The 15,505-nt window shown below is 70.7% G+C and carries 14 protein-coding genes and 3 tRNA genes; 6 read left to right on the plus strand and 11 right to left on the minus strand.

Annotated features, from left to right (window positions below; all coding sequences use genetic code 11):
- Window position 1: 1 nt before the first annotated feature.
- The 3 genes from HL658_RS25745 to HL658_RS25755 form a co-directional block, all read right to left on the minus strand.
- Complete coding sequence (locus HL658_RS25745) at window positions 2-1,867, minus strand: transglycosylase domain-containing protein (protein WP_180285440.1); 1,866 nt, start codon at window positions 1,865-1,867, stop codon at window positions 2-4.
- Between the two features lie 302 nt (window positions 1,868-2,169).
- Window positions 2,170-3,066, minus strand: coding sequence for a TrmH family RNA methyltransferase (locus tag HL658_RS25750; protein WP_180285334.1), 897 nt, complete (start codon window positions 3,064-3,066; stop codon window positions 2,170-2,172).
- 83 nt (window positions 3,067-3,149) lie between these two features.
- The gene (locus tag HL658_RS25755) at window positions 3,150-4,130 is read right to left on the minus strand and encodes an SDR family oxidoreductase (RefSeq protein WP_180285333.1); all 981 of its coding nucleotides are present in this window, start codon (window positions 4,128-4,130) and stop codon (window positions 3,150-3,152) included.
- A gap of 141 nt (window positions 4,131-4,271) precedes the next feature.
- Here HL658_RS25755 and HL658_RS25760 point away from each other — a divergent pair, with 141 nt between their 5' ends.
- From HL658_RS25760 to HL658_RS25770, 3 genes are all read left to right on the plus strand, one after another.
- Window positions 4,272-6,461 carry a patatin-like phospholipase family protein gene (locus tag HL658_RS25760; protein WP_180285332.1) on the plus strand — a complete coding sequence of 730 codons (2,190 nt, stop codon included), beginning with the start codon at window positions 4,272-4,274 and terminating at the stop codon, window positions 6,459-6,461.
- Window positions 6,462-6,524: 63 nt separating this feature from the next.
- A tRNA-Asp gene (locus HL658_RS25765) sits at window positions 6,525-6,601 on the plus strand.
- 4 nt (window positions 6,602-6,605) lie between these two features.
- Window positions 6,606-6,680 (plus strand) — tRNA-Gly (locus HL658_RS25770).
- A gap of 225 nt (window positions 6,681-6,905) precedes the next feature.
- Here HL658_RS25770 and HL658_RS25775 read toward each other — a convergent pair.
- Window positions 6,906-6,980: transfer RNA gene (locus tag HL658_RS25775), tRNA-Thr, on the minus strand.
- Window positions 6,981-7,065: 85 nt separating this feature from the next.
- Window positions 7,066-8,310, minus strand: coding sequence for a multidrug effflux MFS transporter (locus HL658_RS25780; protein ID WP_180285331.1), 1,245 nt, complete (start codon window positions 8,308-8,310; stop codon window positions 7,066-7,068).
- Between the two features lie 282 nt (window positions 8,311-8,592).
- On the opposite strand from HL658_RS25780, the gene HL658_RS25785 reads away from it, so the two are divergent.
- On the plus strand, window positions 8,593-9,615 hold the full coding sequence (locus tag HL658_RS25785) for a glycosyltransferase family 2 protein (protein ID WP_180285330.1): 1,023 nt from the start codon (window positions 8,593-8,595) through the stop codon (window positions 9,613-9,615).
- Entirely contained in the window at window positions 9,612-10,937 is a 1,326-nt protein-coding gene (locus tag HL658_RS25790; protein WP_180285329.1) for a lipopolysaccharide biosynthesis protein, read from the plus strand. Before HL658_RS25785 ends, HL658_RS25790 begins: the two co-directional genes overlap by 4 nt.
- 33 nt (window positions 10,938-10,970) lie before the next feature.
- Here the strand turns inward: HL658_RS25790 and HL658_RS25795 are convergent, their stop codons facing one another.
- From HL658_RS25795 to HL658_RS25820, 6 genes are all read right to left on the minus strand, one after another.
- Window positions 10,971-11,978, minus strand: coding sequence for an alpha/beta fold hydrolase (locus HL658_RS25795; RefSeq protein WP_180285328.1), 1,008 nt, complete (start codon window positions 11,976-11,978; stop codon window positions 10,971-10,973).
- A gap of 89 nt (window positions 11,979-12,067) precedes the next feature.
- Window positions 12,068-12,592, minus strand: a complete 525-nt coding sequence (gene infC, locus HL658_RS25800; RefSeq protein WP_180285439.1) for a translation initiation factor IF-3 — start codon at window positions 12,590-12,592, stop codon at window positions 12,068-12,070.
- Between the two features lie 44 nt (window positions 12,593-12,636).
- Complete coding sequence (locus tag HL658_RS25805) at window positions 12,637-12,864, minus strand: hypothetical protein (RefSeq protein WP_180285327.1); 228 nt, start codon at window positions 12,862-12,864, stop codon at window positions 12,637-12,639.
- A gap of 22 nt (window positions 12,865-12,886) precedes the next feature.
- A complete protein-coding gene (locus HL658_RS25810; protein WP_180285326.1) occupies window positions 12,887-13,045 on the minus strand; it encodes a hypothetical protein in 159 nt (52 codons plus the stop codon).
- Window positions 13,046-13,132: 87 nt separating this feature from the next.
- Complete coding sequence (locus tag HL658_RS25815) at window positions 13,133-13,342, minus strand: cold-shock protein (RefSeq protein ID WP_180285325.1); 210 nt, start codon at window positions 13,340-13,342, stop codon at window positions 13,133-13,135.
- A 194-nt stretch (window positions 13,343-13,536) separates the two neighbouring features.
- The gene (locus HL658_RS25820) at window positions 13,537-14,799 is read right to left on the minus strand and encodes a UbiH/UbiF/VisC/COQ6 family ubiquinone biosynthesis hydroxylase (RefSeq protein ID WP_180285324.1); all 1,263 of its coding nucleotides are present in this window, start codon (window positions 14,797-14,799) and stop codon (window positions 13,537-13,539) included.
- Between the two features lie 272 nt (window positions 14,800-15,071).
- Here HL658_RS25820 and glnK point away from each other — a divergent pair, with 272 nt between their 5' ends.
- Complete coding sequence (gene glnK / locus HL658_RS25825; RefSeq protein WP_180285323.1) at window positions 15,072-15,410, plus strand: P-II family nitrogen regulator; 339 nt, start codon at window positions 15,072-15,074, stop codon at window positions 15,408-15,410.
- Window positions 15,411-15,505 lie beyond the last annotated feature (95 nt).

Genomic DNA, 15,505 nt, shown 5'->3' on the forward strand with positions numbered 1-15,505 from the left:
CTTACCGCGGGTTGTCGTTCGACCAGTCGTATTCGACGCGCGGCGTCTTTCCGGTGATCTGCTCGATCAGCCCGCCGATGCCGCTGTCGGTGCGGCGGGGTGCCGGCCGTGCCGCGGCGGCGACCGGCGGCAGGAGCCCGACGCCGTCCAGACCCGGCAGCGGGCGGACCGGTCGGCCGGCGTGCGCGTCGCTCATGAAGGCGTGCCAGAGCTTGGCCGGCAGGCTGCCGCCGGTGATCTTCTTCATCTCGGCGTTGTTGTCGTTGCCCAGCCAGACGCCGGCCACGAGGTCGGCGGTGAAGCCGACGAACCATGCGTCGTGATAATCCTGCGTCGTCCCGGTCTTGCCGGCCGCCGGGCGGTCGAGCTTCGCCGACTTGCCGGTGCCGTAGTCCAGCACCCCCGTCATCATGCGGGTGAGCTGGGCGACGTTGGCGGGGTTGGCGACCGGACCGCCGCCGCTGGGGCGCCGGCTGTAGAGCACGGCGCCGCTGCGGTCGCGGATCTCCAGGATCGCGTAGGGCCAGTTGGGCACGCCGCGGTTGGCGATGCCGGCATAGGCGCGGGTCAGCTCCAGCAGCGTCACCTCGCTGGTGCCGAGCGCCAGCGACAGGTCCTTGGTGAGGGGCGAGCCGATGCCGAGGCCGCCGGCGGTGCGGCGCACCCGCTCCGTGCCGATGCGGTCGATGATGCGGACGGTGGCGGTGTTGGAGGAGTGGGCGAGCGCCTGCGCCATGGTGATGGAGCCACGGTACTTGCCGTCGTAGTTGCCGGGGCTCCAGTCGGCGATGCGGACGGGGGAGTCCTCGACCATCTGGTCCATGGTCCAGCCGGCTTCCAGCGCCGCCAGATAGACGAAGGGCTTGAAGGCCGATCCCGGCTGGCGCATCGCCTGGGTGGCGCGGTTGTACTCGCTGGCGTCGTAGTCGCGACCGCCGACCAGCGCGCGCACCGCACCGTCCGCCGTCATCGCCACCAGCGCCGCCTGCCCCACATTGGCCTGGGCGCCGGGGCCGCTCAGCATCTCCCGCACCCGCTCCTCCGCCGCGTGCTGGAGCGACAGGTCGAGTGTGGTCCGGACGACGACGTCGCCATGGTCGCGGCCGATGAAGCCGGCCACCAGCTCGGTCACCCAGTCGGCGAAGTAGCGGCCATCGCCGCCCGGCGCGCGGCGAGGGGAGGGCGGGGCGTTCAGCGCGGCCTGCCTCTGCTCGGGGTAGATGAAGCCGGCATCCTCCATCGCCGCCAGCACCACCTTGCCGCGCTCCAGCGCCTCGTCGGGGTTGGAGCTGGGGGAGTAGCGCGACGGGGCCTTGAGCAGCCCGGCGAGGATGGCCGCCTCGCGCAGGGTCACCTCGGTGGCGGGCTTGCCGAAATAGGTGCGGGCGGCGGCGTCCATGCCGTAGGTGCCGGCGCCGAGATAGACGCGGTTCAGATAGGCGGTGAGGATCTCGTCCTTGGTGAAGCGGTGCTCCAGCCACAGCGCCAGCATCGCCTCCTGGATCTTGCGCTTCAGCGAGCGTTCCGGCGTCAGGAACAGGTTCTTGGCGAGCTGCTGGGTGATGGTGGAGCCGCCCTGCACCGTGCGGCCCGACCGCCAGTTGGTGTAGAAGGCGCGCGCCAGTCCGATCGGGTCGATGCCGAAATGGTAGCGGAAGCGCCGGTCCTCGATGGCGAGCACCGCGTTGACCAGATGCTCCGGCATCTCCGCGGTGCGGACCACGGTACCGTGCAGGTCGCCGAAGCGCGCGAATTCCGACCCGTCGGCGGCCTGCACCACGATGGACGCGCGCCGCTCCGCCTGCGCCACCTTGGACACGTCGGGCAGGTCGTAAGCGAACCAGGCCAGCGCCGCGGCCACGACCATGCCGCCCCAGATGCCGGCGACCAGCAACCAGGACAGCGCGGTTCGCAGGAAGGGCCGCCCGCCGCCGGAGGGACGGTGCCGGCGTTCGGGCCGGCGTGGCGGCGGCTTCCTCGGCCCGTTGGGGCGCGGGCTGCGGCCGCGCCGGGGGGGTGCGTCGTCCTCCCGCTCGGTCCCGACGGGGCGGGGGCCCGGGAACAACTCGGACGTCACGGGTGAGCACCGCCTTCTGGTTCGCCGGCCGGGCGCATTCCCGGCTTACGCTTTCGATATAAGGCAGGCCCGCGGGGCGCGGAAGGCCGGCCTCAGGCGGTCCCCGATTTGTTCCGCGGGCGTTGCGGATGGGCGACTCCACCCGCGCATCCATCGTGGGCCCGGGTGATCGCGTTGATCAGGATCGCCGCGGTGGCCGCCACATTCAGCGACTGGATGCGCCCGGAACCGGGAATGGTCAGCAACTCCGCGCAGGCGGCGGCGGTGGCGGCGGGGACCCCCTCCTCCTCGTTGCCGAGCACCAGGGCGACCGGCTTGCCGCCGCCGGTCAGCCGGCCGGGATCGATGGTCGGTCGGCCGGGCTCCAGCGTGGTCGCGACCGTGCGGAAGCCGGCGGGGGCGAGGCCGCGCAGCGCCGCCGGCAGGTCGGGGGCGACCGCGATGTCCAGCCATTCGAACCCGCCCTCCGCCACGCGGTAGGCGGCCTCCGACGGCAGCGCCTGACCGGGATGGCCGGACAGCAGCAGACGCGGCAATCCGAAGAAGGCGGCGGTGCGGGCGATGGCGCCGAGATTGTGGGGGTTGCCGACACCGTCCAGCACCAGCAGCGGCCGTCCTTCCCGAGCCCAGCCGGCGGCGAGCACCGGGTCGAAGCGCGGCAGGGGCCGCGGCGGCATCAGCGCCACCACGCCGCCATGCAGCACGGTGCCGGCGACGCGGGCCAGTTCGTCGGCGTCCACCATGCGGAACGGGCGGCGTGCGGCGGCCAGCCGCTCGGTGAAGGGGGCGACCGCCGCTTTCAGCCCCGGCTCGTAGAACAGCCGCTCGACCCGGCCCGGTTCGTGCTCGAACAGGGCCGACACCGCGGCCAGCCCGGCCACGCGGAACAGGCGCTCGCGCGCCGGGCGGGCCGGCGGCGGGGCGGCGGGGCGGCCGCGCGGCGCATCGGCCGGGCGCCGCGGGCGGAGGAAGCGGGCCGGCGGTGCCATGGCGTGCCTTCGGGTTCCGGGACGGGGCGTGCATCATGGCGCAAGCCCCGCCCGCCCTCAAGGCGGGCCCTCGGTGCGAAGCCTCACCGCCGCGGGCCGCCCCGCGCCATGCCGGTCCAGGCCGCGGCGGCGGCGACCGTCAGGCCGGCGACCATGGCCGGCGCGATCCAGCCGGGCAGCGGCGTCTTGAAGCCGCCATGCACCCCTTGCCCCGCCTCGACCGGCCGGAACAGGTTGCCGTCGGTGGTGGAACCCGGCGGTGCGTTGCGGAAATGGCGGTGGAAGCTGCGACCGGCGATGCTCTCCATCAGGCCGGGGGCGATGGCGTGGCCAAGCCGGGCCAGACGCGTCTCCACCCCGACGATGGCGCGCGGGCGCGGGTTGATGGCGACGTCCACCATGACAGCCGCCACCTCCTCCGGGTCGTGCATGAAGGGGCTGCCGGCGTCCAGTTCGCGGCCGGTGTGGTTGGCCCCGTGGCTGAGGCCGGGGCTGTCCACGAAGGACGGGTAGACACCGGACACGGCGATCCCCGGCTCCTCCACCAGCTCCGCCCGCAGGCTCTCCAGCAGCCCGTTCAGCCCGGCCTTGGCGGCGGCGTAGGAGGCGGCGAAGGGCGTCGGCGTCCAGGCGCCGATGGAGACGTTGGCGATGAACACCCCGCGCCCGTTCCGGCGGAACACCGACAGCGCGGCGTGGGCACCGTAGACATGGCCCAGCAGGTCGATCTCGATGGTGCGGCGGTGGGCCTCCACCGGCGTCTCGTCGAAGCGCCCGACGGCGCCGGTGCCGGCGTTGGCGATCCACACGTCGATGGTGCCGAAGCTCGCCACCGCCCGGTCGGCGAGCGCCTTGACGGCGGCGGGATCCGTGACATCGGTGGGCACGACGATGGCGTCCGCACCCGCGGCCCGGCATTCCTCCGCCACCTCCTCCAAGGCACCTTCGCGCCGCGCCGCCAGCACGAGCCGGGCGCCCTCCCGCGCGAAAGCGAGCGCCGCCGCGCGCCCGATGCCGCTCGACGCCCCGGCGATCACCACCACGGCCTGCTGAAGCCTGTCCATTCCCGTCTCCGTCCTGGTTCTCCGTCGGGAACAGGTGCCGGGCCTTTCCATTCCCGGCGGCGGTTGACCGCAAGCCTGGGCTGTGCGTTCATCGCTCGGCCTACGCACAAAGAGGTAAGCCCGATGTTCCGGAGATCATTGTTGTTCGCGCTGGCTCTGCTGTGCGCCGCTGTGCCCGCCCTGCCGTCCGACGCGGCGCAGCCGGAGCCCCGGCGTCCGCGAATCGGGCTTGTCCTCAGCGGTGGCGGCGCGCTCGGCGCCACCCACATCGGCGTGCTGAAGGTGCTGGAGGAGATGCGGGTTCCGGTGGACATCATCACCGGCACCAGCATGGGCTCCATCGTCGGCGGTCTCTACGCGCTGGGCCTGAACGCGCAGGAGCTGCACTCCCTGGTCGGCAGCATCGACTGGGCGGGTGCCTTCAACGACCGTCCGCCGCGCAGCGACCGCAGCTTCCGCAGCAAGCAGGAGGATTACGGCTTCCTGCTCGACCTCAAGGTCGGCATCAAGGACGGCAGCCTCCAACTCCCGCCCGGCCTGATCCAGGGGCAGAAGCTGACCTTGATGCTGCGCGCGCTGACGCTGCGCGCCCGCGACATCACCAATTTCGACGATCTGCCCATCCGCTACCGCGCCGTCGCCGCCGATCTGGAGACGGGGCGTGCGGTGGTGATCGACCGCGGCAACCTCGCCACCGCCATGCGCGCCAGCATGTCGGTGCCCGGCGTCTTCCCGCCGGTGGAGGTGAACGGGCGCATGCTGGTGGATGGCGGCGTCGCCAACAACCTGCCGGTGGACGTGGCCCGCGCGCTGGGGGCCGAGGTGCTGATCGTGGTGGACATCCCCACCATCTTGAAGAAGCGCGAGGAGCTGACCTCCACCGTCGGGGTGGTCGGCCAGATGCTCAGCGTGCTGATCCAGCAGAACTCCCTGCCGCAGCTTGCCAGCCTGGGGCCGAGGGACATCCTGATCCAGCCGGATCTGGGCCGCATGTCGTCGGGCGATTTCGGCCGCATCATGGAAACGGTGGCGCCGGGTGAGGCGGCGGCCCGCAAGGTCACCGACAAGCTGCGGGCGCTGGCGCTCGACCCCGCCGCCTATGTGGCGGTCAGGGACGCCAAGGGGCGCGAGACGGTGGAAAGCCCGGTCATCGACTTCATCGAGATCGACAACCGCACCAAGCTGGCCGACGGCCGCATCCGCAACATGATCCGCCAGAAGGTGGGCGAGCCGCTGGACGTGGAGCAGGTGGAGAAGGACTTCACCCGCCTCTACGGCCTCGGCGACTTCGAACAGGTCGACTACGCGCTGGTCAAGCGCGGCGACAAGACCGGCATGAAGGTGACGGCGACGGAGAAGGCCTGGGCCAAGGATTACCTGCGCGCCGGTCTGGCGCTGGAGCATGACCTGTCCGGCGATGGCCAGTACTCCATCGGCGCGGGCTTCACCCTGACCGCCCTCAACAGCCTCGGGGCGGAGTGGCGCAACGAACTGGCCTTCGGGTCGCAGCAGCGGTTGTTCAGCGAGTTCTACCAGCCCCTGCAGCCGGAGCCGGGCTTCTTCTTCGCCCCGCAGGTGGAATACGGCCGCAACACCATAACGTCGCAAACCGGGCCCAGCACCGACACCGAATATCAGGTGACCATCTACGACGCCAAATTCTTCGTCGGACGCGAACTCGGCAGCTACGGCGAGGTGCGGCTGGGCTACCGGATCGGTTACGGCGACCTCGACCGCAAGACGGCCGGCGGCCCGAACGGCTTCGATTTCGGCATCGGACAGGCGATCGGCAGCCTCACCATCGACACGCTGGACGATGTGGGCTTCCCCACCGAAGGCTTCATGGGGAACATCACCGTCGCCATGTCCGACGAGGCCATCGGCGCCGACGACAACTACACCCGCTTTTCGGCCAGCATCAACCAGGCCGTCAGCTTCGGCCAGAACACCTTCATCGCCGGCGTCCAGGGCGGCACCGCGCTCAGCGGCGATCTGCCGCTCTACGACACATTGACCGCGGGCGGGCCGTTCCGGCTGTCCGGCTACCCGCGCGGCAGCCTGGCCTCCCAGAACCAGATCATGGGCCGGCTGATCTACATGCGGGCGCTGAGCGAGCGGTCGCCGCTGGCCTTCGACCTGCCGCTCTATCTCGGCGCGTCCTTCGAGGCGGCGGCGGTGGACGATCCGTCCGACGGCACGCTGGGGCGCATGGCCTATGGCGGCAGCCTGTTCGGCGGTGCAGACACGCCGCTGGGGCCGCTCTACGTCGGCTATGGCCGCAGCGACGGCGGTCGGCAGGCGGCCTACATCCTGTTCGGTAAACTTTTTTGAGCGTGCCGCGTTTTTCCCCTTGCCAAGGTGGCCGGGGGAGGGATACAAGCGCGTCTCTTCGTTGCGGGTGTAGCTCAGTTGGTTAGAGCGCCGGCCTGTCACGCCGGAGGCCGCGGGTTCAAGTCCCGTCACTCGCGCCACGAAGCGGGCGTAGCTCAGGGGTAGAGCACAACCTTGCCAAGGTTGGGGTCGAGGGTTCGAATCCCTTCGCCCGCTCCATCTTCCCAAGGGAGGATGGAGCGCCCTCCCGGCCGGGAATGGCCGATACGATCCATCAGAGATGATAGTGTTTGGACGGAGCGCCTTTCGCGCTCTGTTTAGCCGTGTCCGGGTTTGGACTTGCGGGTAATTCCGCGCAACGCTGTGCGATCAACACGAACGCGAAAACGCGCCACCGCTGTCGGGAGCGGAGCGCAACGGCGTCGGACTGATTTTGGTAAGGAATGGTGCCGGTGGAGGGATTTGAACCCCCGGCCTTCGCTTTACGAAAGCGCTGCTCTACCACTGAGCTACACCGGCCCCCTTGCGGAGTGGTGGGCATGTACCACGGTCGTTGCGGGCGGCGCAACCCCTTCCGACCACGCCACCCAAAAAAGCCTCCGCCTCAGGGGCGGGGCTGCTGCTCGCGCGCCTTCAGGAGCTGTCCGCGCTCGGTGACCAACACCGACAGCAGGGTGGCGATGCCGAAGCAGGAGAAGCCGATGGTGATCGGCCGCACCGTGCCGTCGAAGGACTGCCCGATGATCCAGCCCAGCACAGCACCCGTCGCCGTGGTGTAGAAGCCGATGAAGGAGGAGCCGACGCCGGCGATGTGGCCCAGCGGCTCCATCGCCATCGCGTTGAAGTTCGGCACCATCAGCCCGAAGGCGAAGAAGGTGGCCGCCAGGAAGGCGCAGAAATAGGGCAGGGGCAGGTGCGGCGGGAAGCCGGCCACCGCCAGCGCCACGCAGGCCGCCACATAGCCCAGCATGGCCGTGTGCGACACCCGCCGCATGCCCAGCCGCCCGACCAGCCGGGCGTTGGTGATGGAGGCCACCGCCATGGCGGCGGCGATGGCGCCGAACACGATGGGGAACATGTCCCCCAGCCCGTAGACATCGACGAAGATCTGCTGGGCGCTGGTGACGTAGCTCATCAGCGCGCCGAACATGAAGCCCGAGGCCACGGTGTAGCCGAACGACCGCCGGCTGGTGAGGATGGTGGCGTAGGCGCCGCCCAGCGCCGCCGCCGACAGCGGCAGCCGGTCCCCGGCGGGCCGCGTCTCCTTCAGGCGCAGCGACGACCACACCAGCGCCACCGCGGCGGCCAGCAGCAGGAAGCCGAAGATCCAGGACCAGTGGCCGGTCCACAAAACGACCTCGCCGATGGACGGGGCCAGCACCGGCACGATGATGAAGATGGTCATCACGAAGGACATCACGCGGGCCATGTCGCGCCCGGCGAAGCGGTCGCGCACCACCGCCACCGCCACGATGCGCGGTGCCGCCGCACCGATCCCCTGCAGCGCGCGCCCGGCCAGGTGCAGCTCGAAGCTCGGCGCCAGCATGGCCGCGACGGTGCCGATGGCGAACACCACCAACCCCGCCGTCAGCACCGGCTTGCGCCCGAAACGGTCGGACAGCGGCCCGTGGAAGGGCTGGCTGGCGGCGAAGCCCAGCATGTAGCAGGTGACGACGAGCTGCCGGTGGTTCGGGTTGTCGACCGCGTAATCCGCGGCGATCTGCGGCAGGGCCACCAGCATGATGTCGATGGACAGCGCCGTCAGTGCCATCAGGAGCGCCATCAGCGCGACGAACTCGCCGAACCGGATGTCGGCTGGCGGGTGTCGGTCTTGCGGAGAGTAGGGCATGGCGGCCACTTTGGCAGTGGTGCCGGGACCCGGCAACCCGCATGGGCCGGGGTTGCGGGCATTGCTGCCCTGCGGCACGGTTGGGGGCGCACGCCGTCCGTTACCCACGCACTGCCCGTCACCCGCGCACTCGGGCGCCGTCAAGCGGCCGTTGGGGCTGCCCTTCACCGAACGGCGTGATCCCGATGCGCGCAGCGGCCGTTCCGGTTGCGTCTGCATAATGCGCCACGCCGTCAGCGGCCCCGTTCTGACAAGCCAGTCCCAACAAGCCGGCGATCGACGATGAGCGAAAGAACGCCGCGGGTCAGTCTCGGATTGCCCGTGTACAACGGCGAGCGGTTTCTCGCCGCCTGCATCGAGTCCCTGCTGTCGCAGAGCTTCGGCGATTTCGAACTGATCGTCTCGGACAATGCCTCGCAGGACGGCACGCCCGACATCGCGGCCTCCTACGCCGCGCGTGACGGCCGGGTCCGCCTTGTCCGGCAGGAGGTGAACCGGGGGGCGGCCTGGAACTTCAACAACGCCTGCCGTCTCGCCACCGGCGATCACTTCAAATGGGTGGCGCACGACGACCTGTGCGCCCCGGCCTTCCTGGAACGCGCGGTCGCGGTGCTCGACCGCGACCCGTCGGTGGTGCTCTGCCACGCGGCCTGGGCGCGCATCGACGAGGCGGGCGCGATCCAGGAGTTCGAGGAGCCCGGTGCCGACTACGACCCGCCGGCCGCGCCCGACCGCTTCCGCAACCTCATCCGTATGGACCAGCGCCGCCACACCGGGGTGGAGATCTTCGGGCTGATGCGGCGCGACGCGCTGCGGCGCGTCAACCAGCCGCCGCTCGGCCCCTTCGCCCATGGCGACCGGCTGACGCTGGCCGCGCTGACCCTGTTCGGCCGCTTCCACAAGGTGCCGGAGGTGCTCCTGCTGAACCGCAGCCACAAGGGCCGCTCCATGCTGTTCGACCCGCGGCGCACCTGGCGGGGGCGCACCCGCATGGGCCGCCTGCTCGGCATCGGGCCGATCCCGCCCGACGAATGGTTCGACCCGGTGTGGAAGGACCGCATCGCCTTTCCGGAATGGCGGCTGCTGCGCGAGTACTGGCGGGCCATCGACCCGGCGCCGTTGACCGCGGCGGAACGGCTGCAGTGCCGCCTGCATGTCGGGGCCTGGGCCATGGGCCGCGCGCCGAAGCTGGGCCGCGACCTGCTGATCGCCGGGGAGCAGGCGCTGGCCCGTGTGCGCGGCACCGCCGGCGCCCCCTGCCCGGCGCCGCTGCCGCCGGCGGGGCCGCCCATGGGGCCGTCGTGACCGGCGCCTCGTCCGGCACGCCGCCCGGCGTCGCCGCTGTGCGCGTGGCGCTCGCCTCGCCGCGGCTGGGGCGGTTGCTGCGGCTGGCGCGCGTCGGGGTGACGGCGATCGCCGACCAGGGGATCGCCGCGGTCTCCAGTCTGGTCATCGGCGTGCTGCTCGCCCGCTGGCTGGGCGCGGAGGATTACGGCGCCTACATGGTCGCCTTTTCCTGCTTCCTGCTGGCGCAGAACCTCTACGACGCGGCGATGGTCGAGCCGATGACGGTGTATGGGGCCGGTCGCCACGGCGGCCAGCTCCGCCGCTACATGCGCATCGCCGGCGGGCTGCACCTGTGGCTGGCGCTGGCGCTGGGGCTGCTGCTGGCGGGGGGTGGGGCGGTGATGCTGCACCGCGGCTCCGCCGGGGTGGGCTGGGCGCTGGTGGCGGCCGGGGCGGGGATGCCGCTGCTGCTGACGCGCTGGCTGCTGCGCCCCCCCTTCTACATCCTGCGCCAGCACCACCGCTGCGTGATGGCGGCGGCGCTGCAGACGGCGGTGACCGTGCTGGGGCTTGGCGTGCTGGCGTGGAGCGGCTGGCTGTCGCCGGCGGCGGCCTTCGCCGCCCAGGCGGTGGCGACGGCCGCCGCGGCGCTGTTCCTGATCCTGCACCTGCGCCGCATGCTGCCCGCCGACGAAGGCCCGCCGATGCGGCTGCGCGGCGTCGCCGCCGACCACTGGCGGTACGGGCGCTGGTCGATCCCCGGCCGGCTGTTCGAATGGGCGGGCACCAATGCCCTCTACCTCGCGGTGCCGGCGCTGGCGACCCTGTCCTCGGGCGGCACCTTCCGCGCCGTGGCGCTGGTGATCATGCCGGCGCTGCTGGTGCTGGGCTCCATGGGGCCGCTGGTGCTGCCGGCCTTCGCGCGGGTGTTCGAGGCGGGCGGGCAGCAGGCGCTCGACCGCATGGTGGTGCGGATGGTGGCGCTGGTGGCCGGGGCCACCCTCCTGTTCGGCGTTTTCGTGGTGGCGTTCGGGGAGCGGGTGGTCAGCCTGCTCTACGGCGGCCGGTTCGACGGCATGGTGGACACCGCCATCCTCACCGCCGCCGCGGCGCAGGTGCCCTTCACGGCGGTGTCCTTCGTGCTGGGATCGGCGCTGCGGGCGGGCGGGCGCGTGCGCTCCACCTTCTTCGCCCAGCTCCCGCCGACCCTGTCGACGCTGACGGTCGGGCTGTTCCTGGTGGACCACCACGGGGTGCTGGGGGCGTTCCTGGCGAACGACCTCGCGGGGGTCATCACCATGGCGGTGCTGGCGTGGTTCTACCGGCGCGGCGCGCGGTAGGGCAGGGGGCGGGATGGCCGGGCGGACGCGCGGCTACATCGGAGCCGCCACCCGCGGGCGCTCCTCCCGCGTCACGGTTTCCCCGCTCTGCCGGAACACCGTCTCCACCGCCTCCGCCACCGCGTCGGGATCGGCGTGGTGGAGCATGTGGCCGACGCCGGGGATCAGGCGCAGCGTGGCGTGGGGAATGTCCCGGTGCAGGCGCTCCGACTGGCCCGCGGGGAAGACCACCACGTCCTCCGTCCCCGCCAGGATGGCGACGGCCATGTGGAGTTCCCCGTAGTGGTTCCGCATCGCCGCGGCGGCCGGCACCATCATGGTGCCGTCCTCGGCCATCGCGCGGATCTGGCCGGGGCGCAGGGCCAGATCGGTGTCGTGGCCGTCGCGGTAGGCCCGCGGCACCGGGCATGGGTTGAACATGCCCTTCAGCAGCGCCGGCATCGACACGGCCCCGAACAACGGCGAGACGGTGTAGCGCAGCAGGTCGCCGACGACCGGCACCGCCGGCGGCAGGGTCAGCGCCACGTCCGGCCTTGCGGTCGGGTAGAAGTAGCCGCCGGCCAGCACCAGCCCGCGCACCGCGTCGGGATGGCGCAACGCCAGCGCCGTCGCCACCATGGCGCCCAGCGAGTGGCCGACGATCACGGGCCGCACCACGCCCAGCCGCTCCATGGCGTGGAGCAGCAGGTCGGCCTGGGCGTCGGGGGTCCACAGCCGGTCGCGGGGTCGGTCGCTGTACCCCATCCCCGGGCGGTCGATGGCGATCACACGGTGGGTGCGCGCCAGCCGGTCCATGACGCCGCTGACGGCGAAATCCTCCGCCGTCACCACGTTGCCGTGGATCAGCAGCACCGGCGGACCGGCGCCCCGCTCCAGAACGTGCAGACGCACCCCGTCGACCTCGACGAAGCGTCCGCGCGACGGGTTGTCCCGCTCGGCGCGGCGCGCGCGGCGGACGTTGTGGACTGCGGCGGCGGCGGCGAGTGCCACGGCAGCGGCGCCGAGGATGACCCCGGCGCGGTGCTGACGGATGTCGATCACGGTGGTCTCCGGCTGTCGATTGTGCAATGCACAAGGGTCCAGCCATGACAACCGTAACGACCGGCGAACAGTTCCGTACCCGCCGAAGCTCAGCGCGGCGCCAGCACCATCACCATCATGCGTCCCTCGACGCGCGGCATCTGCTCGACCTTGGCGACGCTGTCGAGCTCGTCGCGTGCCTTCACCAGCACCCGCATGCCGATGTCCTGGTGCGCCATCTCACGTCCGCGGAAGCGCATGGTCAGCTTGACCTTGTCGCCCTCCTCCAGGAAACGCTGGGCGGCGCGCATCTTGATGGCGTAGTCGTTGTCGTCGATGTTGGGGCGGAGCTTCAGCTCCTTCAACTCGACGACCTTCTGGTTCTTGCGGGCCTGGTTCGCCTTCTTCTGCTCCTCGAAGCGGTGCTTGCCGTAATCGAGGATCTTGCAGACGGGCGGCTCGGCGTTGGGCACGATCTCGACAAGATCGAGGTCAGCGTCCGCCGCGGCGTCGAACGCCTCGCGCAGGGAGACGACGCCCACCATGGCTCCGGTGGCGTCGATCAGGCGCACGTTGCGCGCCGTGATCTCCCGGTTAAGCCGCGGGCCGTCGCGGGTCGGGAGGGACTGGTCGATGATCCTGGCTATGGGACGCTCCTGTGGTTGTTGGTTCGCCGGGCCTATTGGCCGGGCGAGCGGGTGATGGTCTTGATGGGACCGCGCGGGTTGCCGGACATCTCGGCGATCTTGCGGTCCTGTCCCTCGATGAAGGCGCGGGCCGGATCGTCGCCGTCCAGCCCGCCGAGATCGGCGCTCGGCACCTTGCGGTTGGAGGTCCGGGCGCCGTCCTGGTAGACGACGTCGAACATCACGAAGCCCTTGTCAACAGCCGGTTTCTTGCGTGCCATGGGTGAGCTGGCTCCCGGTGGATCAAATGGTCTCGGTTTCGGTCGGGGCGGAATCGCCCTCGCCCTCGGAGTCCGGCTCCTTAGCGTTGCTCTCGCGACGCTGCTTCTTCTCCAGCTTCTTCTGCTCCTTGGCGCGGTTGCGCTCGGCGCGTTGCTGGTTGTAATTGGGCTTGAACGGCAACGGCTCCTCCCATCGGCCCGGTCATGACGCAAAACGGCACGGCCACCGGCAATCCGGTGGCCGTGCCACGAACCCGATATGGCCCGGTCAGACCGCCTTCAGGTTCTCCGCCGAGGTCTTGCCGCGCTTCGGGTCGCGCTGTTCCTCGAAAGAGACCTTCTGGCCTTCGACGAGGCCGCGCAGCCCGGCCCGCTCGACCGCGGTGATGTGGACGAACACGTCCGCCCCGCCGTTCTCCGGCTGGATGAAGCCGTAACCCTTCGTGCTGTTGAACCACTTCACGGTGCCGACGGGCATCGCATTCCTCCGTAACGCATGGAGTGGCGCCACACCACCGGCGCAGCGCATCAGACTGTGTCCAGGAAAGCCGAGGTCAGGACACCCGAGGGCGCAGCAAGCCGACAGACCGAATCAGAATGACACCGGAGTACATGGTAAGTGGACGCCCCGGTGCAACCATTAAATCCGGGACGCCCACGATTCAGGCGTTCCTACAGCGGCACGCCACGGATCATCCGCGGCAGGTCGCCGACCACCCCCATGGCGTGGCGCATGAAGAACCGCTTCAGCGGCGGCAGCCGGTTGACGACCGCCATGCCGACATCGCGGGCCAGCCGCACCGGCGGGATGTTGTTGGAGAACAGATGCACCAGCCCGTCGCAGACGGCCGCCAGCAGCACCGTGTCGAAGCGCCGCCAGCGCTGGTAGCGGGCCAGCACCTGCGGCGCGCCGACGTCGAGGCCCAGGCGGTGGGCGTCCACGATCACCTCGGCCAGCGCCGCCACGTCGCGCAGGCCGAGGTTGAGACCCTGCCCGGCGATGGGATGGATGGCGTGCGCCGCCTCCCCCACCAGGGCGAGACGCTCGGCGATGAAGCTCTCCGCCAGCAGCACCGACAGCGGCCAGCCCTCCCGCCGGGTCAGCAGCCCGATGTCACCCAGATAGCCGCCGGAACGGCGCTGCAGCTCGTCGATGAACTGGTCGTCGGGCAGCTTCAGGAACATCGGCGCCAGCGACGAGCGCTCACTCCACACGATGGAGGAGCGGTTCTCCGTCATCGGCAGCACGGCGAAGGGGCCGTTGGGCAGGAAATGCTCGACCGCCACGCCGTTGTGCGGCTTCTCGTGCCGGATGGTGCAGATGATGGCGGTCTGGTTGTAGGCCCAGCGCCGGGTGCGGATGCCCGCCTGCTCGCGGGCCAGCGACCCGCGCCCGTCCGCGCCGATCAGCAGCCGGCCCCGCACCGTGCGCCCATCGGCCAGCGACACCCGCACGCCCTTGCGGGTGCGCTCCACCGACACCGCCTGGGCCGGGGCAAGATGCCGCAGGCCCGGCAGCTCCGCCGCGCGGGCGAACAGCGCCCGGCGCATGTCCTTGTTGTCGATGATCCAGCCGAAGGGGCGGTTGCCGCCCTCGTACTCCAGCTCCCGGTGGTCGTAATGGAGGAACAGCGGGGAGAACTGGTCGGCCACCCGGATGTCGAGGATCGGGCCGGCGTCCGGCTCCAGGAAGGCCCACACCCCCGCCCCCTCCAGCACCTTCATGGAGCCGTAGGCGATGGCCGTCGTGCGGATGTCGAAATCATCGCGGCGGTGCGTGTCGGGGCTGTCGCGGTCGATGCACACGACCGGCACGCCGGCCGTGGCCAGCGCCGCCGCCATCGTCAGCCCGGCCAGCCCGCCGCCGAGGACGACGACCTCGGTGACGATGTCATCCAGAGATGCGGTGCCGGATTCGATGCCCGATTCGACCATGGTGCCCAGACCTCGTGTTCCACGTGAAACCGGTGGGAGAATTGGCCGCCACATGCGGCTTGTCCAGGGGGATGCGGTGCTTCGACACGCCCGTGCCCATTTTTTGGGCGCGGTCTGCACAAGCCGCGGCCTTTCCCGAACCGACATCCGCGTTGCGCCAAGGGGACGCGGCGGCATGATTCTTGAACCCATTGATTTTCGCGCACGGGGCGAACACTCTCGACACCACACCCCGCAGCGCGGGTCGCAATGGAACGTACAAGGGGAGCCACATGAAGCTCGTCATGGCCATCATCAAGCCCTTCAAGCTCGACGAGGTGCGCGAGTCGCTGACGTCGCTGGGCATCCAGGGCCTCACCGTCAGCGAGGTCAAGGGCTTCGGTCGCCAGAAGGGCCAGACCGAGATCTACCGGGGCGCCGAATACTCGGTGAGCTTCCTGCCCAAGGTGAAGGTGGAGGTCGCGGTCGCCGACGACCAGGCCGAGCAGGTGGTCGAAGCCATCCAGAAGGCCGCCAACACCGGCCGAATCGGTGACGGCAAGATCTTCGTCCTGGAAATCGCCCACGCCGTGCGCATCCGCACCGGCGAGACGAATTCCGAAGCGCTCTGATCGATCCGTTCCGCACGGCCCGCCGATACCCACCCGGTGCCAAGTCGCCGGGTGGGTCGCTTTGCCGGACCGTGTCTTGTGCCAGGGCAACCCGG

Source organism: Azospirillum oleiclasticum, assembly GCF_013423485.1.
Lineage (GTDB): Bacteria > Pseudomonadota > Alphaproteobacteria > Azospirillales > Azospirillaceae > Azospirillum > Azospirillum oleiclasticum.

What these genes read in the sequence shown, in the direction of transcription:
- HL658_RS25745 (WP_180285440.1), bottom strand. Translation starts at nt 1,867, where the DNA reads ATGGTCGTGGCCGCGGCGCTGGCCTGGTTCGCTTACGACCTGCCCGAC.
- HL658_RS25750 (WP_180285334.1), bottom strand. Translation starts at nt 3,066, where the DNA reads ATGGCACCGCCGGCCCGCTTCCTCCGCCCGCGGCGCCCGGCCGATGCG.
- HL658_RS25755 (WP_180285333.1), bottom strand. Translation starts at nt 4,130, where the DNA reads ATGGACAGGCTTCAGCAGGCCGTGGTGGTGATCGCCGGGGCGTCGAGC.
- HL658_RS25780 (WP_180285331.1), bottom strand. Translation starts at nt 8,310, where the DNA reads ATGCCCTACTCTCCGCAAGACCGACACCCGCCAGCCGACATCCGGTTC.
- HL658_RS25785 (WP_180285330.1), top strand. Translation starts at nt 8,593, where the DNA reads ATGAGCGAAAGAACGCCGCGGGTCAGTCTCGGATTGCCCGTGTACAAC.
- HL658_RS25805 (WP_180285327.1), bottom strand. Translation starts at nt 12,864, where the DNA reads ATGGCACGCAAGAAACCGGCTGTTGACAAGGGCTTCGTGATGTTCGAC.
- HL658_RS25815 (WP_180285325.1), bottom strand. Translation starts at nt 13,342, where the DNA reads ATGCCCGTCGGCACCGTGAAGTGGTTCAACAGCACGAAGGGTTACGGC.
- HL658_RS25820 (WP_180285324.1), bottom strand. Translation starts at nt 14,799, where the DNA reads ATGGTCGAATCGGGCATCGAATCCGGCACCGCATCTCTGGATGACATC.
- glnK (WP_180285323.1), top strand. Translation starts at nt 15,072, where the DNA reads ATGAAGCTCGTCATGGCCATCATCAAGCCCTTCAAGCTCGACGAGGTG.